Consider the following 23,854-nt stretch of genomic DNA (forward strand, 5'->3'; position numbering starts at 1 on the left):
GATGAGAATAGATAACAGCTGCGAAGTGTAGCCTTTTTCAGCGCCTAATCCCAGCCAGGAACACCGGGAGTGTTAAAACGCGCAAGCAAAGGTAAAAAAGTGTCCACAACGTGGCGCGTTGAAGGATGCCTGGTTAGCATAAGTTAAGTAGACTTTGATGCGGCAAGACGCTGCAATTGACGAAAAAAAACAATGAGGAAGAGCTTGTGGAAAGAGCCAAACAGGTGGTCTGGCGTCTGCTGGTTGCCAGCGTATGTGTGCTGACGATAAGCCATGCGGCGCACGCCGATTCACTGGATGAACAACGTAACCGCTACGCGCAAATTAAGCAGGCGTGGGACAATAAGCAGATGGATACCGTTCAGGCACTGATGCCGACGTTAAAAGATTATCCTCTGTATCCGTATCTGGAATACCGCCAGATCACAGATGATCTGATGAATCAAACGACGATCGCTGTTAATCAATTTATTCAGGCCAACCCGACACTGCCGCCTGCGCGAACGCTGCAATCGCGTTTTGTGAACGAGCTGGCGCGCCGCGAAGACTGGCGTGGACTGCTGGCCTTCAGCCCGGAAAAACCCAATACCACCGAAGCACAGTGTAACTTTTACTACGCCAAATGGGCCACAGGGCAGCAAGAAGAGGCGTGGAGTGGCGCTAAAGACCTGTGGTTAACCGGGAAAAATCAGCCTAATGCCTGTGATTCGCTGTTCGGTGCATGGCGTGCCTCCGGCAAGCAAGATCCGCTGGCCTACCTGGAACGCATTCGGCTGGCGATGAAGGCCGGAAATACCCGGCTGGTAACGGCGCTGGCGGGGCAGATGCCGTCAGATTACCAAACCATCTCCTCTGCCATTATCCAGCTGGCAAATGATCCTAACTCTGTGCTGACTTTTGCACGTTCGGTTGCCGCAACTGATTTTTCGCGTCAGATGGCCGCAGTGGCCTTCACCAGTGTTGCGCGTGATGATGTGGAAAATGCACGGCTGATGATCCCACAATTGGTACAGGTACAGCAGCTTAACGAGGATCAGACTCAGGAACTGCGCGATATAGTGGCGTGGCGGCTGATGGGCACGGACGTGACCGACGAGCAGGCACGCTGGCGTGATGATGCGGTGATGCGTTCCAGTTCCACTTCGCTGGTAGAGCGCCGCGTACGTATGGCGCTGGGCAGCGGCGATCGTCGCGGGCTTAATACCTGGCTTGCGCGTCTTCCTATGGAAGCTAAAGAAAAAGATGAATGGCGCTACTGGCAGGCCGACCTGCTGCTGGAGCGTGGCCGTGATGACGAAGCTAAAGAGATCCTCCATTCACTGATGCAGCAGCGCGGGTTCTACCCAATGGCTGCCGCGCAGCGTCTGGGTGAAGAGTATACTTTCCGGATTGATAAAGCACCGGCCAACGCCAGCCCCGCATTGACACAAGGCCCGGAGATGGCGCGCGTTCGCGAGCTGATGTACTGGAATATGGATAACACCGCGCGTAGCGAGTGGGCCAATCTGGTCACCAGCCGTACTACGGATGAAAAAGCCCAGTTGGCGCGTTATGCCTTTGATAACCACTGGTGGGATCTAAGCGTGCAGGCGACGATCGCCGGGAAGTTGTGGGATCATCTCGAAGAACGTTTCCCGCTAGCCTATAAAGACCTTTTCGATCGCTATACCAGTGGCAAAGATATTCCGCAAAGCTATGCCATGGCGATTGCCCGTCAGGAGAGCGCCTGGAACCCGAAAGTTCGCTCTCCGGTAGGGGCCAGCGGCCTGATGCAGATCATGCCTGGCACAGCGACGCATACAGTGAAGATGTTCAATATTCCAGGGTACAGCAGTCCATCACAGTTGCTTGACCCGGATACCAATATCAACATTGGTACGAGCTACTTGCAGTATGTTTATCAGCAGTTTGGTAATAACCGCATCTTCTCCTCTGCGGCATACAATGCGGGTCCTGGACGTGTTCGTACCTGGCTCGGCAACAGTGCAGGACGTATTGATGCAGTGGCGTTTGTGGAGAGTATTCCCTTCTCCGAAACGCGCGGATATGTGAAGAACGTACTGGCTTATGACGCGTACTATCGCTACTTCATGGGGCAAAAGGATACCCTGATGAGCGATGCTGAGTGGCAGAGACGTTACTGATCGGCGTGGGTTGTGTTATGCTGTACTCGCTAAAGAGTACAACAGGCGGCATAACATGACCCAGCATTCCCCTTATTCATCGGCGATGGCCGAGCAACGCAATCAGGAGTGGCTTCGTTTCGTGGAGTTGCTCCGTCAGTCTTACGATCAGGATTTGCATCTACCTCTGTTGCAACTGATGCTCACGCCCGACGAGCGTGAAGCGTTGGGGACACGTGTTAGGATCATCGAAGAGTTATTGCGCGGTGAAATGAGCCAGCGCGAGCTGAAAAATGAGCTTGGCGCGGGTATTGCGACGATTACCCGCGGTTCAAACAGCCTGAAATCCGCCCCTGTCGAGTTACGTCAGTGGCTGGAATCGGTGTTGTTGGATATTCAGCGGTAAATCGCGTTATGGAACGGGCTTAAGGCCAGGATCACTGCCTGATGGTAGACGCTTGAGCGTGTCAGCGTACCGGCAGTAAAGACACCAATCGCGCCTTCTTTACGGCCAATCTCATCGATGCCGGTGTATTGTGACATCACCGGCCCGAGAGCTTCACCTTCACGCACTTTTTCCAGGATAACCTTCGGTAACGGCAGTGTAGCCGAACGAGCTTCGCCGCGCTGTTCACGGCTTTCAATGACCACCCAGCTAAATGTTGCGCCGTCGTCGATACCTGCTTCAATCGCAACCCAAAAATCGGCCTGAGGGCAAGCGGTCTTTGCATTCGCAACACGATTTCGTGCGCCAGCACGCGTTTCCTCGCTTCCAAACGGCTGTTCAGGAACGCCACTCTCGACGGCTATAGCGTCAATATGGCAGGATCCTTCGCCGAAGATCTCATCAAATGCCCTTAGAATTGCCTGAATTTTGGCAGGATTAGTGGTAGCTGAGACAACATGGTGCATAATTAAGCTCGATTCAAAAAAAACTCATCGCAGTATAACGGAAAAAAAGCATGTTACAGGTATACCTTGTTCGCCACGGTGAAACCCAGTGGAACGCCGAGCGACGTATTCAAGGCCAATCAGACAGTCCTCTCACCGAAAAGGGTGAGCAACAAGCATGGCAAGTGGCAGAGCGTGCCAGAACATTGGGGATCACTCACGTGATTTCCAGTGATTTAGGTCGTACACAGCAGACTGCGCGCATTATCGCTGATGCCTGTGGTTGCGATGTAGTGCTTGACCCACGCCTTCGCGAACTGGATATGGGCGTGCTGGAAAAACGCCACATCGATTCTTTGACGGAAAAGGAAGAAGGCTGGCGTCGTACGCTGGTAAACGGTACGGAAGACGGTCGTATTCCTGAAGGTGAGTCAATGCAGGAGCTGAGCGTGCGCGTTCATGCTGCGCTGGAAGAGTGCCTGAAGCTTCCGGCAGGAAGCCGTCCGTTGTTAGTCAGCCACGGTATTGCGCTGGGTTGTCTGGTCAGCACCATCCTGGGCCTTCCTGCGTATGCGGAGCGCCGTCTGCGTCTGCGTAACTGCTCTCTTTCCCGTATCGACTATCAGGAAAGCCAGTGGCTGGCGTCAGGATGGGTTGTGGAAATGGCAGGGGACATTTCGCATCTCGATGCCCCTGCGCTGGACGAACTGCAGCGTTAGCGGCGGACAGGGATTAAGAATTCCATCCGCAGATTGATTGGGCGTTCTTCCGGTTTAACGTCGCTTGCCGGATAGTAACGCTCAATGTCCTGACCTTTACGGCGGTTCAGCTTCAGCATTGGCATGCAGGTTCCGTATACGGTCAGGATAAACTCCTGAACACCGGTTCCCAGCCCTTCGTAGGTGAACATGACGTAATCGCCACCTTCCAGCACGACCGGTTTTGCCCCCTGGATATAGCCGTTGGCCATTTCCGGCGTTAACGCCGTGGTGTAGAACACCTCTTGTTCGTCGTCTTTTTCCTGGCTTGGATGCGTTTCATTCAGACCGTACAGCAACGGTGGGATGGCGGGCGCATGGCTCAGGAAATCGCGCCAGAACTGAACACGCATTTGGTGACGGAACTCGGAAATCTGCTCCAGAGAACAGGCATAACTTTGCGTCGTGCCGATCAGGTGGGTTTCAGGCAGCGTGATAATTTCATGTTTTGGCATCGCAAATTCACCGAGTCGCAGCGGCGGGCGCATACCAAATGAGCTCCAGTCTGGCGCACGGCGGTAGAGCGCTGGCGTCAATGAAAACTGTTTTTTAAAGGCTCGGGTGAAGGTTTGCTGTGAATCAAAACGGTATTGCAGAGCAATATCCAGAATCGGACGCGCAGTAAGCCGCAACGCAACTGCGGATTTCGAAAGGCGACGTGCGCGAATATAAGCACCGATAGCATGTCCAGTGACATCCTTGAACATCCTTTGTAAATGCCACTTGGAATAGCCTGCTTTTGCCGCCACATTATCCAGTGACAAAGGCTGGTCAAGATGACCTTCCAGCCAGGTAAGCAGGTCGCGAATAATTCCAGCCTGATCCATATACTATCCTCATCCTTAAAACAGCAGATACCTGATATCAGGTTAGCGGATAATAGCATTTTTTGATGTTTTAGCATTCGGTGTTTTTTTTGTGCATTAATGCTTTTTGCAGCACATTATGGACCTTTATTTTCTAATCCTGTGATCTTGCTACATTTTTGTCTAACGTGTTGAATAATCGCTCACTGTAATTTTAAAGAATGGTAACAATATGAAATACAAGACATTGATCTTCACCGCTCTGTTGCTGATGGTTGGCCGTATGGCACAGGCGGAACAAATCGGTTCCGTTGATACCGTGTTCAAAATGTTCGGCCCTGACCACAAGATTGTGGTCGAAGCGTTCGACGATCCTGATGTGAAAAACGTCACCTGCTACATCAGCCGCGCAAAAACGGGCGGTATCAAAGGTGGATTGGGGCTGGCTGAGGACACCTCCGACGCGGCGATTTCCTGTCAGCAGGTGGGGCCGGTTGAATTGAGTGACAAAATCAAAAACGGCAAAGCGCAGGGGGACGTGGTATTCCAGAAACGGACCTCGTTAGTGTTCAAGAAACTGCAGGTCGTGCGCTTCTATGATGCGACACGCAACACGCTCGCCTATCTGGCGTATTCCGACAAAGTGGTGGATGGCTCACCCAAAAATGCGCTCAGCGCCGTACCGATTATGCCGTGGCGCTAACTCAGGGATGAACCATGCAGCAACCGTTGATTTGGCTGGTTGAAGACGAAATCAGTATTGCGGAGACGCTTATCTACATGCTTCAACAGGAAGGTTTTGCGGTGAAGGCGTTTGAACGCGGCTTACCCGTACTGGAGGATGCGCGTCGGCAGATGCCTGCGCTGGCCATTCTGGATGTCGGACTGCCTGATATCAGCGGGTTTGAGCTGTGCCGTCAGTTGCTGGCGCAACATCCCTCACTGCCGGTGCTGTTCCTGACGGCTCGCAGTGATGAAGTGGATAAGCTGCTTGGTCTGGAAATCGGGGCTGATGATTATGTGGCGAAGCCTTTTTCCCCGCGCGAAGTCTGTGCGCGAGTGAGGACGATTTTACGGCGGATGCAGAAGTCAGCCGCGCCTTCGGATATCGTTCGTATCGGGGAGTTTGAGTTGAACGAACCCGCTGCCCGCATTAGCTGGTATGGGGAAGCGTTATCCCTCACGCGCTACGAGTTCCTGTTGCTCAAAACATTGCTGCTTGCACCGGGGCGCGTATTTTCACGTCAGCAGTTAATGGACAAAGTGTGGGGAGACGAAGGCGACAGCTTTGATCGGACGGTTGATACCCATATTAAAACCCTGCGCGCGAAACTGCGTGCGGTGAATAACGAACTCTCTCCCATCAGTACGCATCGCGGGATGGGATATAGCCTGGGGCTGTACTAATGCGCATTGGGATGCGGTTGCTATTGGGCTATTTCCTGATCGTGGCGATCGCCGCCTGGTTTGTGCTGTCGATCTTTGTTCAGGAGGTTAAACCCGGCGTACGCAGGGCAACAGAAGGGACATTGATCGACACTGCGACGTTGCTGGCGGAGGTTGGACGCGATGATTTGCTCTCCGGCGATCCGCTACACGGGCGTGTGGCACAGGCTTTTTCGCAACTCCATCAGCGGCCTTTTCGCGCCAATATCAGCGGCATCCATAAAGTGCGCAATGAGTACCACGTTTACATGACCGATGCACAGGGGCGGGTTGTATTTGATTCTGCGGGGCTTGCGGTAGGCGATGACTACTCTCGCTGGAACGATGTCTGGCTGACGTTGCGTGGGGAATACGGTGCGCGCAGTACCCAGCGCCACCCTGATGATCCGGAAAGCACAGTGATGTATGTTGCTGCGCCAATTGTGGACCAGGGCAAAATTATTGGTGTGCTATCGGTAGGGAAACCCAATAGCGCCATGGCGCCGGTTATCCACCGTAGTGAACGTCGCATTTTGTGGGCGGGTGGAGCACTGCTGGGGATTGCGTTACTGATTGGGCTGGTGGTGGCAGGGTGGATTAATCGCTCGATCAGCACGTTGTCTCGTTACGCGGATTCGGTAACCCATGACGCGCCTTTGCCGCTGCCGGATCCTGGCAGCAGTGAACTGCGGAAGCTGGCGCAGGCTCTGGAGAATATGCGTATTCGCCTGGAAGGGAAGAACTACATCGAACACTATGTTCATTCGCTGACTCACGAGCTGAAAAGCCCGCTTGCAGCCATTCGCGGGGCGGCAGAAATTCTGGCGGAGCAGCCGCCTCCTCAGGTAGCTGCGCGGTTTATCGATAACATACTGGTGCAAAATGCGCGTATGCAGTCGTTAGTGGAAAAGCTGCTTGCTCAGGCGCGGCTTGAGAATAGAGTGGATATCGTTCCCGTCACGCTGGATGTGGCGATGCTTTTTACGCGGCTTACCGATGCGCGATCTGCGATCTTGTCCGCCAAAAACATCATGCTGACCTGCCAGTCCGCGCAGTGCCATGTTACGGGGGATGTTGATCTGCTGGAACAAGCGCTGGGGAATTTGCTCGATAATGCGATTGACTTTACACCGCAAGGTGGCGCGATAGCGCTTGCTGCTCACGAGGAGAAACAGCGGGTAAGGCTCAGTGTAACCGACACGGGCAGTGGGATCCCGGATTATGCCCTTGCGCGTATTTTTGAGCGTTTTTACTCGCTTCCGCGTGATAACGGCCTGAAGAGCAGTGGGCTTGGGTTGGCCTTTGTGCAGGAAGTTGCGCGTCTGCACCAGGGCGAGATTACGTTGCAAAACAGGGATGAAGGCGGTGTGATAGCCACGCTGACACTTCACCGTCCCTTCACATAACTTCAAACTGACCCCACACTGCGGCGTTACGATCTCCTTATTACAAAGGAGACGTAAAGATGAAATCCCCCCTGTTCTGGAAAGTCAGCACCCTTTTAGGGTGCATCCTGCTCTTATTAATCCCGCTGTTTATGGTCAGTAATTTGATTTCGGAGCGGGTGAGCTACCGCAACGATGTTGAAAATACGCTTCGCCAAAGCACCAGTGGCCCACAACAGCTCGTTGGCCCGTTGATTGCCATTCCGGTAACGGAGATTTACTACAAGATTGAGGAAAAGAAAAAGGTTGAGTACAAACGGAGTTACCTCCATTTTCTGTTACCAGACACGTTACTTATTGAAGGTAATCAGCGTGTTGAATCACGAAGTATCGGGATTTACGACGGACAGATCTGGAATAACGAGCTGAGTATAAAAGCGCAGTTTACTACCGAAAAACTGGCGCAACTCAAAGGCGAAACGATAACCCTGGGACAACCCTTTATTACGGTAGGCGTGGGGGATGCGCGAGGAATTGGCGCGGTTAATGTGTCGAAGATCGGCGATGAGACTTTAGTCGTGGAGCCTGGCTCGGGAGTGTCAGGGCAATTGCCCGGTGTGCATATTCCGCTGACCAGCAAAGTGATGGCCTCGAAAACATTCGCCCTGGATATGACGCTCAATCTGGCGGGAACCGGCAGTTTCTCTGTGGTTCCGGTGGGCCGTAGCAGCGAACTTACTCTCAATAGTAACTGGCCACATCCGGGCTTTATGGGAGACTACCTGCCTGTTAAACACCAAATCAGTGCATCGGGTTTTCAGGCTCACTGGCAGAGTAGCTGGTTTGCCAACAATCTGGAAAGCCAGTTCAGTGATGGGGAAATACCGGAATGGCATGCGATCCCGGCATTTAGCGTGATGGTCGCGACGCCTGCCGACCAGTACCAACTGACTGACCGCGCAATTAAGTACGCGATTTTACTTATCACCCTGACCTTTATGGCCTTCTTTGTCTTTGAAACCTTAACCGGGCTGCGCCTTCATCCGATGCAGTATCTTCTGGTGGGCTTGTCGCTGGTGCTGTTTTATCTGGTGTTGCTGGCGTTGTCAGAGCATGTCGGATTCACAAAGGCCTGGATTACGGCCAGTCTCGTCGGGGTGTTGATGAATGGAGTCTATCTGCAGGCGGTATTAAAGAGCGGGAAGCGAAGCGGTATGTTTGTTCTGGCGCTACTGGGGCTGGACGTGGTGATGTGGTTCCTGCTCCGTTCCGAGGATAGCGCGTTACTGCTGGGCTCTGCGGTTCTGGCACTGGCCTTGTTTACGGTGATGTACCTGACCCGCCATTTTGACTGGTATTCACTTTCTCAGGCTAAACGTGCGGTTCCACCGACGGACGTGGATAATGATGCTATGCGGATTTGGAAATAAAAAAAACGGCGCAAAAGCGCCGTTTTTTAATACGTTGAGGGGGGGATTATTCCTGCAGATCGCCGCAGAAACGATAGCCTTCACCATGAATAGTGGCGATGATTTCCGGCGTATCCGGCGTAGATTCGAAATGTTTACGAATACGACGAATGGTGACGTCCACGGTACGGTCGTGTGGCTTCAGCTCGCGACCGGTCATTTTCTTCAGCAGCTCTGCGCGGGACTGAATTTTGCCCGGATTTTCGCAGAAGTGCAGCATGGCGCGGAATTCACTGCGGGGCAGTTTGTACTGCTCACCGTTCGGGCTAATCAGCGACCGGCTATTGATATCAAGTTCCCAGCCGTTGAATTTGTAGCTGTCTACGCTACGACGCTCTTCGCTGACCGTGCCCAAATTCATGGTGCGGGACAGCAGGTTACGTGCACGAATGGTTAATTCGCGAGGATTAAACGGTTTGGTGATATAGTCATCCGCGCCGATTTCCAGACCAAGAATTTTATCAACTTCGTTATCACGGCCTGTCAGGAACATTAATGCGACGTTCGCCTGTTCACGCAGTTCGCGCGCCAGAAGAAGGCCGTTTTTCCCAGGCAAGTTGATGTCCATAATGACCAGGTTAATATCATTTTCAGAAAGGATCTGATGCATTTCTGCGCCATCGGTCGCTTCAAAGACATCGTAGCCTTCTGCTTCGAAAATGCTCTTTAACGTGTTGCGTGTTACCAACTCGTCTTCAACGATAAGAATGTGCGGGGTCTGCATGTTTGCTACCTAAATTGCCAACTAAATCGAAACAGGAAGTACAAAAGTCCCTGACCTGCCTGATGCATGTCGCAAATTAACATGACCGGCCTAACGTGACTAAAGTACGTAATTGCGTTCTTGATGCACTTTCCATCAACGTCAACAACATCATTAGCTTGGTCGTGGGTACTTTCCCTCTGGACCCGACAGTGTCAAAAACGGCTGTCATCCTAACCATTTTAACAGCAACATAACAGGCTAAGTGACACCGGACACCCAATAAAACTACGCTTCGTTGACATATATCAAGTTCAATTGTAGCACGTTAACAGTTTGATGAAATCATCGTATCTGAATGCTAGCCTTTGTCACAAATTTTCAATAAACCAACTAGTTGCGGATATTGATTGATAAACATTACGAATCCAATCGGGACTTGGCATTCATACGGGTATTATCATTATTAAACATAGGGATAAGCCGTATCTATTAACATTCTAACCGATTGTTCAGTCTCAAAATAGTTTAGCGTTTTTAATTTGTTATGAAACGCTATTTCGGTGATTGGTGTTGCAAATTTGTAAATTCGTGCTGCGTAATATGTTGATGGGTATCACACTTTTACGCGCTAACTGATTAAAAAGAGAGCATAAATGCATCTGTCGATAGTGCTGGTTGCACCAGCAAGAGCAGAAAATATAGGCGCTGCGGCGCGTGCCATGAAGACCATGGGTTTTACCGATTTACGTATCGTTGACAGCGTTGCGCACCTTGAACCTGCCACGCGCTGGGTGGCTCATGGTTCCGGTGATATTCTCGATAATATAACCACTTACCGTACGCTGGCTGAGGCGTTGCATGACATATCCTTTAGCGTCGCCACCACTGCGCGGAGCCGCGCAAAGTTTCATTACTATGCGACACCTCAGGAACTGGTTCCTCTGTTGACGGAGAAAAGCCAGTGGCTGACGAAGGCGGCACTGGTTTTTGGCCGTGAAGATTCGGGGCTGACCAACGAAGAGCTGGAGCTGGCCGATGTGCTGACTGGCGTACCGATGGTGGCGGATTACCCCTCTCTGAATTTAGGGCAGGCGGTGATGGTTTATTGCTATCAATTATCATCGCTAATGCAAATTGCTTCCCCTCAGGCGATCGCCACGGATGAAAACCAATTGTCAGCTTTGCGCACGCGTGCCCAAAGTTTGTTGTCGCAACTGGGCGTTGCCGACGATCAGAAAATGGCCGACTGGTTGCATCAACGTTTGGGGCGTCTTGAGCAGCGGGATACGGCAATGTTGCACCGATTACTGCACGATATTGAAAAAAAATTGACCGAGTAAAATGTTGTCATAAGTTTTCGATATGGAGAAACCCTCTGATAACGGAGGGTGAGTCTGGAGTTTTCGGATGAAAATAAATGTGCAAGCAGCGGGTCGTGAGAGTGTCCCGAATTGTGATCAAATTAAAAATTTATTGACTTAAGATGCCTAATCCTTTAACCCTAAAAGAATACAGCACAGACAGATAATAATTACAGAGTACACAACATCCATGAAACGCATCAGCATCACCACCATTACAACAACCATCATCATTACCACAGGTAACGATGCGGGCTGACGCGTACAGGAAAAACAGAAAAAAGCCCGCACCTAAACAGTGCGGGCTTTTTTTTCGGCTAAAGATCATGAGGTAATACCATGCGAGTGTTGAAGTTCGGCGGTACATCAGTGGCAAATGCAGAACGTTTTCTGCGTGTTGCCGATATCCTGGAGAGCAACGCCAGGCAGGGGCAGGTGGCAACCGTGCTTTCTGCCCCTGCGAAAATCACCAACCATCTGGTGGCGATGATTGAGAAGACCATCGGTGGACAGGATGCACTCCCGAACATCAGCGACGCCGAGCGTATTTTCGCTGAGCTTCTGCAAGGGCTGGCTGATCTTCAGCCTGGTTTCCCGCTTGCACAACTGAAAACCGTTGTTGAGCATGAATTTGCACAGATCAAACACGTCCTGCATGGGATCAGCCTGTTGGGACAGTGCCCGGATAGCATCAATGCGGCGCTGATCTGTCGCGGTGAGAAACTTTCTATCGCTATCATGGCGGGCCTGCTGGAAGCGCGTGGCCATAACGTCACGGTGATCGACCCTGTAGAAAAACTGCTGGCGGTAGGCCATTACCTCGAATCGACCGTTGATATAGCCGAATCGACCCGTCGCATTGCCGCGAGCAAAATTCCGTCTGACCACATGATCCTGATGGCTGGGTTTACTGCTGGAAACGAGAAGGGTGAACTGGTAGTGCTGGGCCGTAACGGCTCTGATTACTCTGCTGCAGTGCTGGCGGCCTGTTTACGTGCAGATTGTTGTGAGATCTGGACTGACGTCGACGGTGTTTATACCTGTGACCCGCGCCAGGTTCCGGACGCAAGGTTGTTGAAGTCGATGTCATATCAGGAAGCGATGGAGCTCTCCTACTTTGGCGCTAAAGTTCTTCACCCTCGTACGATTTCCCCAATTGCTCAGTTCCAAATTCCTTGCCTGATTAAAAACACCGGTAACCCACAAGCGCCGGGTACGCTGATTGGCGCGAGCACTGATGAGGATGGACTGCCGGTCAAAGGTATTTCCAACCTGAACAACATGGCGATGTTTAGCGTATCGGGACCCGGCATGAAAGGCATGGTTGGCATGGCTGCACGAGTCTTCGCCGCGATGTCACGCAATGGTATTTCTGTCGTGTTGATCACCCAGTCCTCTTCCGAGTACAGCATCAGTTTCTGTGTTCCCCAGCTTGACTGCCTGCGTGCTCGCCGCGCGCTTGAAGAAGAGTTCTATCTGGAGCTGAAAGAAGAGCTGCTGGAGCCGCTCTCTATCCAGGAACGTCTGGCGATCATCTCCGTGGTCGGTGATGGCATGCGCACGTTGCGCGGGATCTCTGCCAAGTTCTTTGCCGCGTTGGCGCGCGCCAATATCAACATTGTCGCCATTGCACAGGGCTCGTCAGAGCGCTCTATCTCCGTTGTTGTTGATAACGAAGATGCGATGACAGGGGTCCGTGTCGTGCATCAGATGCTGTTCAACACCGACCAGGTGATTGAACTGTTCCTGGTGGGCGTGGGGGGCGTCGGAGGTGCGTTACTCGAACAGGTAAAGCGCCAGCAGGCATGGCTAAAGAAGAAACATATTGACCTGCGCGTGTGTGGTATCGCGAATTCAAAAGCGTTGCTGACCAATGTGCACGGTCTGAATCTGGAGAACTGGCAGGCGGAGATGGCAGAGGCGAAAGAGCCTTTCAATCTGGGGCGTCTGATCCGCCTGGTCAAAGAGTATCACCTGCTAAATCCGGTGATTGTCGATTGTACTTCCAACCAGGCGGTGGCGGATCAGTATGCTGACTTCCTGCGTGAAGGATTCCATGTGGTCACGCCAAACAAAAAGGCGAACACCTCGTCAATGGATTACTACCACCAGTTGCGCCTGGCCGCCAGTAAGTCCCGTCGCAAGTTCCTGTATGACACCAACGTCGGGGCGGGATTGCCGGTTATCGAAAACCTGCAAAACCTGCTGAATGCGGGAGACGAGTTGCAGCGTTTCTCCGGTATTCTGTCTGGCTCGCTGTCATTCATCTTCGGGAAGCTTGATGAAGGCATGAGTCTTTCTCAGGCAACGAGCATTGCCCGTGAAATGGGCTTTACCGAACCCGATCCTCGTGATGATCTTTCTGGAATGGATGTGGCGCGTAAGCTTCTGATCCTGGCACGTGAGACCGGACGCGAACTGGAACTGTCTGATATCGTTATCGAACCTGTGCTTCCAGCAGGGTTCGACGACAGCGGTGACGTTAGTGCATTTATGGTCAATCTATCGCAACTCGATGACGCATTTGCTGCGCGAGTGGCGAAAGCCCGTGATGAAGGCAAGGTATTGCGCTATGTTGGCAATATCGAAGACGACGGCATTTGCCGCGTGAAGATCGCTGAAGTGGACGGGAACGATCCACTGTTCAAAGTCAAAAACGGCGAAAACGCCCTTGCGTTTTACAGCCACTATTATCAGCCATTACCGTTGGTCCTTCGCGGCTATGGCGCAGGGAACGATGTGACGGCTGCGGGTGTGTTTGCCGATCTGCTACGGACCCTGTCATGGAAGTTAGGAGTTTAACATGGTGAAAGTTTATGCCCCGGCTTCCAGCGCCAATATGAGCGTCGGATTTGATGTGCTGGGTGCGGCGGTGACGCCGGTCAATGGTTCGCTGCTGGGTGATACCGTTACGGTAGAAGCGGCAGACAGCTTTAGTCTGAATAACATTGGCCGCTTTGCCAGCAAACTGCCGGCAGAACCGCGCGAGAATATTGTGTATCAGTGCTGGGAGCGATTCTGTCAGGAGATCGGCAAAAATGTGCCCGTCGCCATGACGCTGGAAAAAAGTATGCCGATCGGCTCCGGGCTTGGCTCCAGTGCCTGTTCTGTGGTTGCTGCGCTGGTTGCCATGAATGAGCATTGCGGTAAGCCGCTTAACAACAACCGCCTGCTGGGATTAATGGGCGAGCTGGAAGGGCGGATTTCCGGCAGCATCCACTACGATAATGTGGCTCCGTGTTTCCTCGGCGGCATGCAGTTGATGATTGAAGAAAACGGCATCATCAGCCAGCAAGTTCCGGGATTTGATGAGTGGTTATGGGTGCTGGCGTATCCGGGCATTAAAGTGTCTACCGCCGAAGCCCGTGCGATTTTGCCTGCTCAGTACCGTCGTCAGGATTGTATTGCGCATGGCCGCCATCTGGCGGGCTTTATCCATGCCTGTTACACCCGTCAGCCACAGCTTGCAGCGAAATTAATGAAAGACGTTATTGCTGAGCCGTATCGCACGAAGCTGCTGCCAGGGTTCAACGAAGCGCGGCAAGCGTCACTGGATATTGGTGCGCAGGCGTGCGGGATTTCGGGTTCCGGCCCAACGCTGTTTGCATTATGCGATAAGCCTGACACCGCGCAGCGCGTGGCTGAGTGGCTCTCTAAACACTACCTGCAAAATCAGGAAGGCTTTGTTCATATTTGCCGTCTGGACACGGCTGGCGCACGAGTACTGGGATAAATAATGAAACTCTACAACCTTAAAGATCATAACGAGCAGGTCAGCTTCGCGCAGGCAGTCACGCAGGGATTAGGTAAAAACCAGGGGCTGTTCTTCCCGCACGATCTGCCGGAATTTCAACTGACGGAAATTGATGAGATGCTCAAGCTGGATTTCGTCACCCGCAGTGCGAAAATTCTCTCGGCGTTTATTGGCGATGAAATTCCACAGGCGCAGTTGGAAGAACGCGTGCGCGCGGCATTTGCGTTCCCGGCGCCGGTCAATCCGGTCGAGCCAGATGTGGGCTGCCTGGAGTTGTTCCACGGTCCAACACTGGCCTTTAAAGATTTTGGCGGCCGTTTTATGGCGCAAATGTTGACCCATATCAGCGGTGACAAACCTGTCACCATCCTGACGGCAACATCCGGTGATACCGGCGCAGCAGTGGCACACGCATTCTATGGTCTGAAAAACGTTCGTGTCGTGATCCTCTATCCGCAGGGAAAAATCAGCCCATTGCAGGAAAAACTGTTCTGTACTCTCGGCGGCAATATTGAAACTGTGGCGATCGATGGTGATTTCGATGCCTGCCAGGCGCTGGTTAAACAGGCCTTTGATGACGAAGAACTGAAAACTGCGCTGGGTCTGAACTCGGCAAACTCGATCAACATCAGTCGTCTTCTGGCGCAGATTTGTTACTACTTTGAAGCGGTTGCACAACTGCCACAGGAAGCCCGTAATCAACTGGTGATCTCTGTGCCAAGCGGCAACTTTGGCGACCTGACGGCAGGTTTACTGGCGAAATCTCTGGGTCTGCCAGTAAAACGCTTTATTGCTGCCACCAATGCTAACGACACCGTGCCACGTTTCCTGCAAGACGGGAAATGGGCGCCACACGCGACTCAGGCAACACTCTCTAACGCCATGGACGTGAGCCAGCCAAACAACTGGCCACGTGTGGAAGAGCTGTTCCGCCGTAAGGTCTGGCGTCTGGGCGATCTGGGCTATGCAGCTGTGACGGATGAAACCACCAAAGCGACGATGCGTGAACTTAAAGCGGTGGGCTACACTTCTGAACCACACGCGGCGATTGCTTACCGCGCTCTGCGCGACCAACTGAATCCAGGTGAATATGGTCTGTTCCTCGGAACGGCGCATCCAGCGAAGTTTAAAGAAAGTGTGGATGAGATCCTGGGTGAATCGCTGCCGCTGCCAAAAGAGCTGGCAGACCGCGCTGATCTGCCGCTGCTGTCTCACAATCTGCCTGCGGATTTTTCGGCACTGCGTAAATTGATGATGACCAACGCGTAATTTTTTTCGCCCGGTGAGTGACGCGCCACCGGGTATCAAGCAGCATCAATAACAGGCCGGGTCAGGCATCTTTGCCACCCGGCCTTTTTATGGAGAAATTAAGGAGAGATTGAGCAGGAATAAAGTAGAAATTCCCAATAAATGCGGTCACTTAGAGATTAGGATTGCAGAGAATAACATCCCCGATTCCCCTCACGTAATCTCCTTACATCGGCCCACGTTGGGCAAGATTAATAAGGAGTAACCTATGTCTACATTGAAACCTGCTCTGCTGGCACTTTCGCTGATGCTGGTCGCTCCCATGGCGGTACAGGCTGCAGAAATCACACTTGTCCCTGCGGTAAAACTACAGATAGGCGATCAGGATAATCGTGGACATTACTGGGATGGTGGCCACTGGCGCGACCATGACTGGTGGAAATCACATTATGAATGGCGCGACAACCGCTGGCATCCGCATGATGAACATCGTGGTCATGATGACCGCCATGACGACCATCGTGATGATCATCGTCCTGGCCCGGACTGGAAACACCATTAATCTTTTCCCCCGCCAGGCGGCGGGGGAAATGTATTACTGCTCGTGACGCTTAAACACCAGTTCACCTTTCCCTGACGTTTCCTCGTCAAAGAAATATCCTTCGCTGTTAAACCCGGTTAACTGTTCTGGCTTCGTCAGGCGGTTTTGAATGATGTAGCGGCTCATCAGCCCACGCGCTTTCTTGGCGTAGAAACTGATCACTTTAAACTTACCGTTTTTCTCGTCCAGGAATACCGGCTTGATGATCTCTGCATTCAGCTTTTTCGGTTTCACGGATTTGTAGTACTCGTCAGAGGCCAGATTGATCACGATGTTATCGCCCTGAGCCTGCAGCGCTGCATTCAGCTTATCGGTAATGGTCTCGCCCCAGAAATGGTAGAGGTCTTTGCCTTTTGCATTTTCCAGACGGATGCCCATTTCCAGGCGATAAGGTTGCATCAGATCCAGTGGGCGCAGGACGCCATACAGGCCGGATAGCATGCGCAGATGTTGCTGAGCAAAATCGAAGTCGGCTTCGCTAAACTCTTCCGCCTGAAGGCCGGTATAAACGTCGCCTTTAAAGGCCAGAAGTGCCTGACGAGCGTTCGACGGCGTGAAGTTGGGCTGCCAGTCGTGAAAACGGGTGGCGTTAAGATCCGCCAGTTTATCGCTGATGCTCATCAAAGAGGCGATTTGTGGCGCGGAGAGTTTACGTGCCTCGTGGATCAACTGTTGCGAATAGTCCAGCAGTTCTGGCTGGGTATAACGATCGGTTGCGAGCGGGCTCTGGTAATCGAGCGTTTTTGCAGGTGAAATCAGAATCAGCATATCCAGTCCTTGCAGGAAATTTAGAGCGACTTTAGCAAAAAAACGCATTGAATAGATCGATGGCTGTTATTGCCGTGGCAAATCATCCCAGGCACCAGGCGCAATTTGCGACTCAATTTCAGGGTAACGTGACGCATCAAAGACAGGTTGTACGCCAAGCTTACGCTGGCGAAGATAATCCCGGGCAATAAGCGTCACGACCGGAGAGAGCAATAAAATTGCCGTCAGATTAGTGATTGCCATCAGCGCCATAATGACATCTGCCAGTTGCCAGACGAGTGGCAAGCTGAGCAACGACCCTGCCATGACCATCAGGATCACCCCAAGACGCAATACCCATTGGGTTCTTCGTGAATCGAGACGCAGGAAGATGAGATTGTTTTCGGCGTAAATGTAGTTTGCCACTATTGAACTAAAGGCAAACAGGATAACGATAAGCGAGACGAAGCCTGCTCCCCACCCCCCGGCCAGATTGACCAACGCTTGCTGAACCAGCTGGATCCCGGCGGTTCCAGATGCGTGTGGAAGTGGGCCTGCAAGAAGCACAATCATGGCGCTGGCGGAGCAAATCACGATGGTATCTGTAAAGACACCAATCATCTGAACGATGCCTTGCGCGGCCGGGTGAGGGGGCCACGATGCGGCTGCAGCGGCTGCATTTGGCGTTGATCCCATTCCTGCCTCGTTAGAGAACATTCCGCGCTGAAAGCCGGCGGTCAACGCCTGACTGATGGTATAGCCTAGTGCGCCAGACGCAGCTTCTCGCCAGCCAAAGGCACTTTGAAAAATCGTCGCAATTACATCGGGCAACTGATCGATATGTATGACGGTGACAAACAGTCCGGCCGCTACCCACAGAAGCGCCATTGCCGGAACCATCCACTGCATCAAACGTGCTACACCTTTGATGCCTGTTGTCATGGTTAACAGCGTGAATGCCGCGAGTACAGCTCCGGTAAGCCACTCCGGGCAACTGAATGCATAGCGCAACGCATGAGCGACAGAATTCGCCTGTACGGTGTTGAAAATGAGGCCGTAAGCCAGGAGCAAAAAGAGCGAGAAGAGAATGCCCATCCAGCGCATTCCCAGACCTCGGGACATGTACCACGCCGGTCCACCTCGAAACTGGCCGTTTTTATCCTGCTCTTTGTAGAGTTGAGCCAGTGAGCATTCGGCGAAGGAGGTAGCCATACCGATTATTGCCGTGACCCACATCCAGAAAACAGCGCCTGGGCCGCCAGCACTAATGGCTAATGCCACCCCCGCCAGGTTGCCGCTGCCGACGCGCGCAGCAAGGCTGGTGCAGAGTGCCTGGAATGAGGTGAGTCCGCCAGGCTGTGGACTGACGCTGTTTTTCAGACTTTTGCTAAACTGGCGAATATAACGAAACTGAATAAAACCGCTGCGAAGCGTGAACCATATACCTGCTCCCAGTAGCAGATATATCATGATCGAACCCCAGAGGATTTCGTTGATAAATGAGAGGAAATCAGGCATTAACGTCCCTCTTGTTGATGCCAAAGTGAATATGTAAGCGCTACCACTGATTGACCATGCTGTTACTTAGCAGGCTGTTAATATTCTGAGTTTATCATACTATGGCTAAGCGCACTGTCTGCGGTTGCGCTACCCCTCTGTCGTGTTATCATCAGAGCAGACCGGTTACATCCCCCTAACAAGTAAACCTGTCATTTTTCCGCTGCTGGCAAGCTGTCGGTCGCGTGAATTATCCAGGGCACGTTAAAAGAGAAACACTATCATGACGGATAAATTGACCTCCCTTCGTCAGTTCACCACTGTCGTAGCTGACACCGGAGATATCGCGGCAATGAAGTTGTATCAGCCGCAGGATGCCACAACTAACCCTTCTCTGATCCTTAACGCCGCGCAGATCCCTGAGTATCGTAAACTGATCGACGACGCTGTGACCTGGGCGAAAGCGCAGAGCAACGATCGCGCGCAGCAGGTTGTGGATGCAACTGACAAACTGGCTGTAAACATCGGTCTGGAAATCCTGAAACTGGTTCCGGGTCGTATTTCTACTGAAGTTGATGCGCGTCTGTCCTACGACACCGAAGCGTCAATCGCGAAAGCCAAACACCTGATCAAACTGTACAACGATGCTGGTATCAGCAACGATCGTATCCTGATCAAGCTGGCTTCAACCTGGCAGGGTATCCGCGCAGCAGAGCAGCTGGAAAAAGAAGGTATCAACTGTAACCTGACGCTGCTGTTCTCCTTCGCTCAGGCGCGTGCATGTGCAGAAGCAGGTGTTTACCTGATTTCTCCGTTCGTGGGCCGTATTCTGGACTGGTACAAAGCCAACACCGACAAGAAAGAGTACGCAGCATCTGAAGATCCAGGCGTTGTTTCTGTTACTGAGATCTACGAGTACTACAAACAGCACGGCTATGAAACTGTCGTGATGGGCGCAAGCTTCCGTAACGTTGGCGAAATCATCGAGCTGGCTGGCTGTGATCGTCTGACCATCGCACCTGCACTGCTGAAAGAGCTGGCAGAAAGCGAAGGTGCGCTGGAGCGTAAACTGTCCTATACCGGTGAAGTGAAAGCGCGCCCAGAGCGCATCACGGAATCCGAGTTCCTGTGGCAGCACAACCAGGATCCAATGGCGGTAGATAAACTGGCGGACGGTATCCGTAAGTTTGCTGTTGACCAGGAAAAACTGGAAAAAATGATCGGCGACCTGCTGTAATCATTGCGCGTGACCGGGGTCCCGGTCACGCTACTTCTTAAGTACCCTGTCTGATTTTCCCCTCTGCGTGTATCATTCCTCATCATCTGTATTGGTTGAATGGAATGGATATGAATACCTTACGCATCGGCTTAGTTTCGATTTCTGACCGCGCCTCCAGCGGTGTTTATCAGGATAAAGGCATCCCCGCACTTCAGGAGTGGCTGGGTAACGTGCTGACGACACCTTTTGAAATCCAGACCCGATTGATTCCTGATGAGCAGGCGATCATCGAGCAGACGCTGTGCGAGCTGGTGGATGAAATGAGTTGCCATCTTGTCCTCACTACCGGGGGAACAGGGCCTGCACGCCGCGATGTCACACCGGATGCCACGCTGGCGATTGCCGATCGTGAAATGCCTGGCTTTGGCGAGCAGATGCGCCAGATCAGTCTGCACTTTGTCCCGACCGCTATTTTGTCCCGTCAGGTTGGCGTGATCCGCAAACAGGCGTTGATCCTTAACCTGCCAGGCCAGCCTAAATCGATTAAAGAGACGCTGGAAGGGGTAAAAGCAGAAGATGGTCGCGTGGTTGTGCCAGGAATTTTTGCAAGTGTACCGTATTGTATACAGTTGCTGGAGGGCCCCTATGTGGAAACTGACCCACAGATCGTAGCAGCTTTTCGTCCTAAAAGCGCACGTCGCGAGACAATCTCCTGAAGTTAACAAATATGTGACATTAGCTACAGCCGCGGTAGCGTGTGGATTGATTTACGGTATAGTAATTTTTTCTTTACGATTTCTGTAAAAATAAATCCACAACGCTGATAACAATGGTTCGCTATGTCACATTACACCCGACCTCTGAATCGTCAGGACTATAAAACGCTCACGCTTGCGGCACTTGGCGGCGCGCTGGAGTTTTACGATTTCATCATCTTTGTTTTCTTCGCTGCCGTCGTGGGAGAGTTGTTCTTCCCGGCGGATATTCCAGAGTGGCTGCGTCAGGTACAGACATTCGGTATTTTTGCCGCTGGCTATCTTGCTCGCCCTCTGGGCGGGATTGTGATGGCTCACTTTGGCGATTTGGTTGGGCGTAAGAAAATGTTTACCCTCAGCATATTACTGATGGCCGTCCCCACGCTGGCGATTGGCCTGCTGCCAACCTATGCCACGATGGGCATCATTGCTCCCTTATTATTGCTGTTGATGCGTATCCTTCAGGGTGCGGCGATTGGCGGTGAAGTGCCTGGCGCCTGGGTGTTTGTCGCTGAGCATGTACCCGCGCGCCGCATCGGCATTGCCTGCGGAACATTAACGGCGGGCCTGACGGTCGGTATCCTGCTTGGATCTGTTGTTGCCACGATTATCAATACCAGCATGACGCCACAGGCTGTTCATGACGGGGGCTGGCGCATTCCCTTCCTGCTGGGGGGCGTGTTCGGTCTGGTTGCTATGTATCTGCGTCGTTGGTTGCAGGAAACGCCTATTTTCCTGGAGATGCAGCAGCGTAAAGCGCTGGCGCAGGAGCTACCGGTAAAATCAGTGGTGGTACATCATAAAAAAGCTGTGGTGGTATCGATGCTGCTTACCTGGTTGCTGTCGGCGGGTATCGTGGTGGTTATTTTGATGTCACCCGTCTGGCTGCAAAAACAGTATGGCTTCGCCCCGGCAGTAACGCTTCAGGCAAACAGTATTGCCACTATCATGCTCTGCGTTGGTTGTCTGACGGCCGGTGTTGCAGTGGATCGCATTGGCGCAAGCCTGACGTTTATCGTCGGTAGCGTGTTGCTGGCGGTATCAAGCTGGGCGTTCTACCATCTTGCAGGGAGCCATCCTGAACAGCTGTTCCTGCTCTATGGCGTGGTGGGATTGTGTGTCGGGGTCGTTGGCGCAGTGCCTTATGTGATGGTGCGGGCGTTTCCCCCAGAGGTGCGCTTTACCGGGATTTCGTTCTCTTACAACGTCTCCTATGCCATTTTCGGTGGCTTAACGCCGATTGCCGTTACCCTGTTAATGGGCGTTTCGCCTATGGCTCCCGCCTGGTATGTACTGGCACTGTCACTGATGGGACTGGCATTAGGCGTCTGGCTGCGTCAAAAACCGCTGGAAGCCCCTGTGTTTGCTCGTTAAGCCTGTTGCCGCCCCCTTGACGCCCGTTTACCGAGAACAAAGCAGACCATCGGCAGGGGAAGCGTCACGATAAGCAGCATCCACAGCAGGGTATACACGGCATCGACGCCATCATTTTGCAGATTGGTGTAGAGCTTTACGGGTATGCCCTGCGGAAAGTAAGCAAAGATCATGACGATGCCAAATTCGCCCACAGCGCGCACCCATGCCAGTGTAACGGCTGATGCAAGCCCAGGTATGGCCAGAGGAAGCGTCAGAAAACGGAAGCGGTTCCAGCCTGATGCCCCCAGCGTCTGACCAGCTTCGAGGATAGCCCTGGGGACGGTGGCAAAAGCCGAGCGGGCCACCACGATAAAGTAAGGTAATGCTCCATAGACCTGTGCCAGCACAAACGCCGCCGGGTTGTTGACGAGCGTTGTACCCAGCAATGAAAGCCACTGACCGACCAGACCATACGGACCAAAGGCCGACACCAGTAAAATACCCATTGCCAGTGGTGGCGTTAGCAGGGGGATCATCACCAGCAGTTCGCCTATTATCCGTTTTCGTCCGGTTGCCTGAGAGAGCCACCAGGCAGCCGGTACGCCGATCGTTATGATGATCCCAAGCGCCAGAAGACCGAGCCCCATCGAAACGACAATGGCGTGATCATCCCGCCAGGCAAGCTGCAGATGATGCCACGGCGTAACGCTCAACAGCGTAATGAACGGGATGCTCAGCAGCAGGATCGCGGGCAGTGACAACCACCCCGCGACCCAGCCCGGACGTCTTAGCGGGCGTATAAACTGTCTCCTTTCGGACCCGCGTAGCCGTACTCTTTAAACAGCTTCTGACCTTCAGCGCTTTGCATGAAGGAGACGAATTTTTTGCCTTGCGCCACACCGTTAGGTGCATTTTTCAGTACCGCGGCGTAGAACACCATCGGCTGGGTGTGAAGTACCTGGTCTTTACCCTGGCCGTCGTTTATGGTGAAGCTAACGGTGTCATACCACTGTTTCGCCATCGTCGGGTTGCTCAGGTTGATCTCATCCGGCAACGCGACATACGGCAGATGAGCCGAGCGCACTTCGCTCTCATACCCTGCCGCTGCATCCACCTGGCCACTTTCCAGGCGTGCCAGCAGGCCACCTTCCTGATGAGTCTGCGCCGGGTTTTGCAGTGAACCTAAAATCTTGTCGGCGATACCAGGCATCTTGTAGTACTTCTCAGCCAGAAGAAGGGTGAAGACGATATTCTGCCCCTTCGGATCAACATACGGATCAGTACGGCCGAAGGAGATATCTTTTTGTGCCAGCAGATTCAGCCATGAGCCGTCTTTCTTCTGGCTGGCTTCCTCAAACTGCGCGGCGTGTTTGCCTTTCGGGCTATACGCCACCACCATGCTGGTGCTGGCTACTGGTACGGCGTCATCAATCAGCCCCGCATCTTTGAGGATCTGCATAGGTCCCGGAGTGATAGAGACAAAAACGTCGGCCTCAAGTTTATGGCTTGCCAGCAGGCGTGCCATCCCGTACGCGCCTTGCCCCTGACCCTGATAATCACCACTTTCCGTTTTTACGAATGCCGGGCCCAGACCTTGATCCATCACTTTACCCATCGATCCGGCATAGGTGACCCGAATGTCTTTCGCCAGCGCTACAGATGTACATTGCAGCAGCGCAACCGCTGCCAGGGCATACTTCATTTTTCCATTAGCCATGAAATTATCTCGTTATGTATTATTTTATACATCGAG

General features: G+C 52.6%; 24 protein-coding genes and 1 other annotated feature. Of the genes, 17 read left to right on the forward strand and 7 right to left on the reverse strand.

Annotated features, from left to right (window positions below; all coding sequences use genetic code 11):
• Nucleotides 1-206: 206 nt before the first annotated feature.
• Nucleotides 207-2,144, forward strand: a complete 1,938-nt coding sequence (sltY, locus tag HV346_RS03260; RefSeq protein ID WP_181622166.1) for a murein transglycosylase — start codon at nucleotides 207-209, stop codon at nucleotides 2,142-2,144.
• A 55-nt stretch (nucleotides 2,145-2,199) separates the two neighbouring features.
• Nucleotides 2,200-2,529, forward strand: a complete 330-nt coding sequence (gene trpR / locus HV346_RS03265) for a trp operon repressor (RefSeq protein WP_181622167.1) — start codon at nucleotides 2,200-2,202, stop codon at nucleotides 2,527-2,529.
• Here trpR and yjjX read toward each other — a convergent pair.
• Nucleotides 2,520-3,035: an inosine/xanthosine triphosphatase gene (yjjX, locus tag HV346_RS03270; protein WP_181622168.1), complete on the reverse strand. Its 516-nt coding sequence runs from the start codon at nucleotides 3,033-3,035 to the stop codon at nucleotides 2,520-2,522. The genes trpR and yjjX overlap by 10 nt on opposite strands.
• 50 nt (nucleotides 3,036-3,085) lie before the next feature.
• Between yjjX and gpmB the strand changes: the two genes are divergently transcribed.
• A complete protein-coding gene (gpmB, locus tag HV346_RS03275) occupies nucleotides 3,086-3,733 on the forward strand; it encodes a 2,3-diphosphoglycerate-dependent phosphoglycerate mutase GpmB (protein ID WP_181622169.1) in 648 nt (215 codons plus the stop codon).
• Here gpmB and robA read toward each other — a convergent pair.
• Nucleotides 3,730-4,599 carry an MDR efflux pump AcrAB transcriptional activator RobA gene (gene robA / locus HV346_RS03280; RefSeq protein WP_181622170.1) on the reverse strand — a complete coding sequence of 290 codons (870 nt, stop codon included), beginning with the start codon at nucleotides 4,597-4,599 and terminating at the stop codon, nucleotides 3,730-3,732. The genes gpmB and robA overlap by 4 nt on opposite strands.
• Before the next feature lie 211 nt (nucleotides 4,600-4,810).
• Here robA and creA point away from each other — a divergent pair, with 211 nt between their 5' ends.
• The 4 genes from creA to creD are packed head-to-tail and all read left to right on the forward strand — an operon-like array spanning nucleotide 4,811 to nucleotide 8,818.
• A complete protein-coding gene (creA, locus tag HV346_RS03285) occupies nucleotides 4,811-5,281 on the forward strand; it encodes a protein CreA (RefSeq protein ID WP_181622171.1) in 471 nt (156 codons plus the stop codon).
• Between the two features lie 14 nt (nucleotides 5,282-5,295).
• Entirely contained in the window at nucleotides 5,296-5,985 is a 690-nt protein-coding gene (gene creB / locus HV346_RS03290; RefSeq protein ID WP_181622172.1) for a two-component system response regulator CreB, read from the forward strand.
• On the forward strand, nucleotides 5,985-7,409 hold the full coding sequence (gene creC, locus HV346_RS03295) for a two-component system sensor histidine kinase CreC (RefSeq protein WP_181622173.1): 1,425 nt from the start codon (nucleotides 5,985-5,987) through the stop codon (nucleotides 7,407-7,409). Before creB ends, creC begins: the two co-directional genes overlap by 1 nt.
• Nucleotides 7,410-7,468: 59 nt before the next feature.
• A complete protein-coding gene (creD, locus tag HV346_RS03300) occupies nucleotides 7,469-8,818 on the forward strand; it encodes a cell envelope integrity protein CreD (protein ID WP_181622174.1) in 1,350 nt (449 codons plus the stop codon).
• A 46-nt stretch (nucleotides 8,819-8,864) separates the two neighbouring features.
• On the opposite strand, the gene arcA is transcribed toward creD, so the two are convergent.
• Nucleotides 8,865-9,581, reverse strand: coding sequence for a two-component system response regulator ArcA (arcA, locus tag HV346_RS03305; RefSeq protein ID WP_003856501.1), 717 nt, complete (start codon nucleotides 9,579-9,581; stop codon nucleotides 8,865-8,867).
• A gap of 95 nt (nucleotides 9,582-9,676) precedes the next feature.
• Between arcA and yjjY the strand changes: the two genes are divergently transcribed.
• The 7 genes from yjjY (at nucleotide 9,677) to HV346_RS03340 (ending at nucleotide 16,488) form a co-directional block, all read left to right on the forward strand.
• Nucleotides 9,677-9,817 (forward strand): protein YjjY, encoded by a 141-nt coding sequence (gene yjjY / locus HV346_RS03310; protein ID WP_001541509.1) that lies wholly within the window; start codon nucleotides 9,677-9,679, stop codon nucleotides 9,815-9,817.
• Between the two features lie 399 nt (nucleotides 9,818-10,216).
• Nucleotides 10,217-10,903, forward strand: coding sequence for a tRNA/rRNA methyltransferase (locus HV346_RS03315; RefSeq protein WP_181622175.1), 687 nt, complete (start codon nucleotides 10,217-10,219; stop codon nucleotides 10,901-10,903).
• 211 nt (nucleotides 10,904-11,114) lie between these two features.
• On the forward strand, nucleotides 11,115-11,183 hold the full coding sequence (gene thrL, locus HV346_RS03320) for a thr operon leader peptide (protein WP_015572623.1): 69 nt from the start codon (nucleotides 11,115-11,117) through the stop codon (nucleotides 11,181-11,183).
• Nucleotides 11,122-11,239, forward strand: a sequence feature (Thr leader region). (Overlaps the previous gene by 62 nt.)
• A 24-nt stretch (nucleotides 11,240-11,263) precedes the next feature.
• Nucleotides 11,264-13,726, forward strand: coding sequence for a bifunctional aspartate kinase/homoserine dehydrogenase I (gene thrA, locus HV346_RS03325; protein WP_181622176.1), 2,463 nt, complete (start codon nucleotides 11,264-11,266; stop codon nucleotides 13,724-13,726).
• Between the two features lies 1 nt (nucleotide 13,727).
• On the forward strand, nucleotides 13,728-14,657 hold the full coding sequence (gene thrB / locus HV346_RS03330; protein WP_181622177.1) for a homoserine kinase: 930 nt from the start codon (nucleotides 13,728-13,730) through the stop codon (nucleotides 14,655-14,657).
• A gap of 3 nt (nucleotides 14,658-14,660) precedes the next feature.
• Complete coding sequence (thrC, locus tag HV346_RS03335; protein WP_181622178.1) at nucleotides 14,661-15,947, forward strand: threonine synthase; 1,287 nt, start codon at nucleotides 14,661-14,663, stop codon at nucleotides 15,945-15,947.
• A 247-nt stretch (nucleotides 15,948-16,194) separates the two neighbouring features.
• Nucleotides 16,195-16,488: a DUF2502 domain-containing protein gene (locus HV346_RS03340; protein WP_181622179.1), complete on the forward strand. Its 294-nt coding sequence runs from the start codon at nucleotides 16,195-16,197 to the stop codon at nucleotides 16,486-16,488.
• Nucleotides 16,489-16,521: 33 nt separating this feature from the next.
• Here the strand turns inward: HV346_RS03340 and yaaA are convergent, their stop codons facing one another.
• Both yaaA and HV346_RS03350 read right to left on the reverse strand, forming a co-directional pair.
• On the reverse strand, nucleotides 16,522-17,295 hold the full coding sequence (gene yaaA / locus HV346_RS03345; RefSeq protein WP_181622180.1) for a peroxide stress protein YaaA: 774 nt from the start codon (nucleotides 17,293-17,295) through the stop codon (nucleotides 16,522-16,524).
• A 66-nt stretch (nucleotides 17,296-17,361) separates the two neighbouring features.
• The gene (locus tag HV346_RS03350; protein WP_181622181.1) at nucleotides 17,362-18,792 is read right to left on the reverse strand and encodes a sodium:alanine symporter family protein; all 1,431 of its coding nucleotides are present in this window, start codon (nucleotides 18,790-18,792) and stop codon (nucleotides 17,362-17,364) included.
• Between the two features lie 262 nt (nucleotides 18,793-19,054).
• Between HV346_RS03350 and tal the strand changes: the two genes are divergently transcribed.
• The 3 genes from tal (at nucleotide 19,055) to HV346_RS03365 (ending at nucleotide 22,119) form a co-directional block, all read left to right on the forward strand.
• Nucleotides 19,055-20,008: a transaldolase gene (tal, locus tag HV346_RS03355; protein ID WP_181622182.1), complete on the forward strand. Its 954-nt coding sequence runs from the start codon at nucleotides 19,055-19,057 to the stop codon at nucleotides 20,006-20,008.
• 110 nt (nucleotides 20,009-20,118) lie between these two features.
• On the forward strand, nucleotides 20,119-20,706 hold the full coding sequence (gene mog / locus HV346_RS03360) for a molybdopterin adenylyltransferase (RefSeq protein ID WP_181622183.1): 588 nt from the start codon (nucleotides 20,119-20,121) through the stop codon (nucleotides 20,704-20,706).
• A gap of 123 nt (nucleotides 20,707-20,829) precedes the next feature.
• A complete protein-coding gene (locus HV346_RS03365; protein ID WP_181622184.1) occupies nucleotides 20,830-22,119 on the forward strand; it encodes an MFS transporter in 1,290 nt (429 codons plus the stop codon).
• Here HV346_RS03365 and HV346_RS03370 read toward each other — a convergent pair.
• Nucleotides 22,116-22,862: an ABC transporter permease subunit gene (locus HV346_RS03370; RefSeq protein ID WP_249415127.1), complete on the reverse strand. Its 747-nt coding sequence runs from the start codon at nucleotides 22,860-22,862 to the stop codon at nucleotides 22,116-22,118. The genes HV346_RS03365 and HV346_RS03370 overlap by 4 nt on opposite strands.
• 26 nt (nucleotides 22,863-22,888) lie before the next feature.
• Entirely contained in the window at nucleotides 22,889-23,803 is a 915-nt protein-coding gene (locus tag HV346_RS03375; protein WP_181623684.1) for an extracellular solute-binding protein, read from the reverse strand.
• Between the last annotated feature and the right edge of the window lie 51 nt (nucleotides 23,804-23,854).

Origin of the sequence: Enterobacter sp. RHBSTW-00994, assembly GCF_013782625.1 — a bacterium.
In the GTDB taxonomy this organism is placed as follows: domain Bacteria; phylum Pseudomonadota; class Gammaproteobacteria; order Enterobacterales; family Enterobacteriaceae; genus Enterobacter.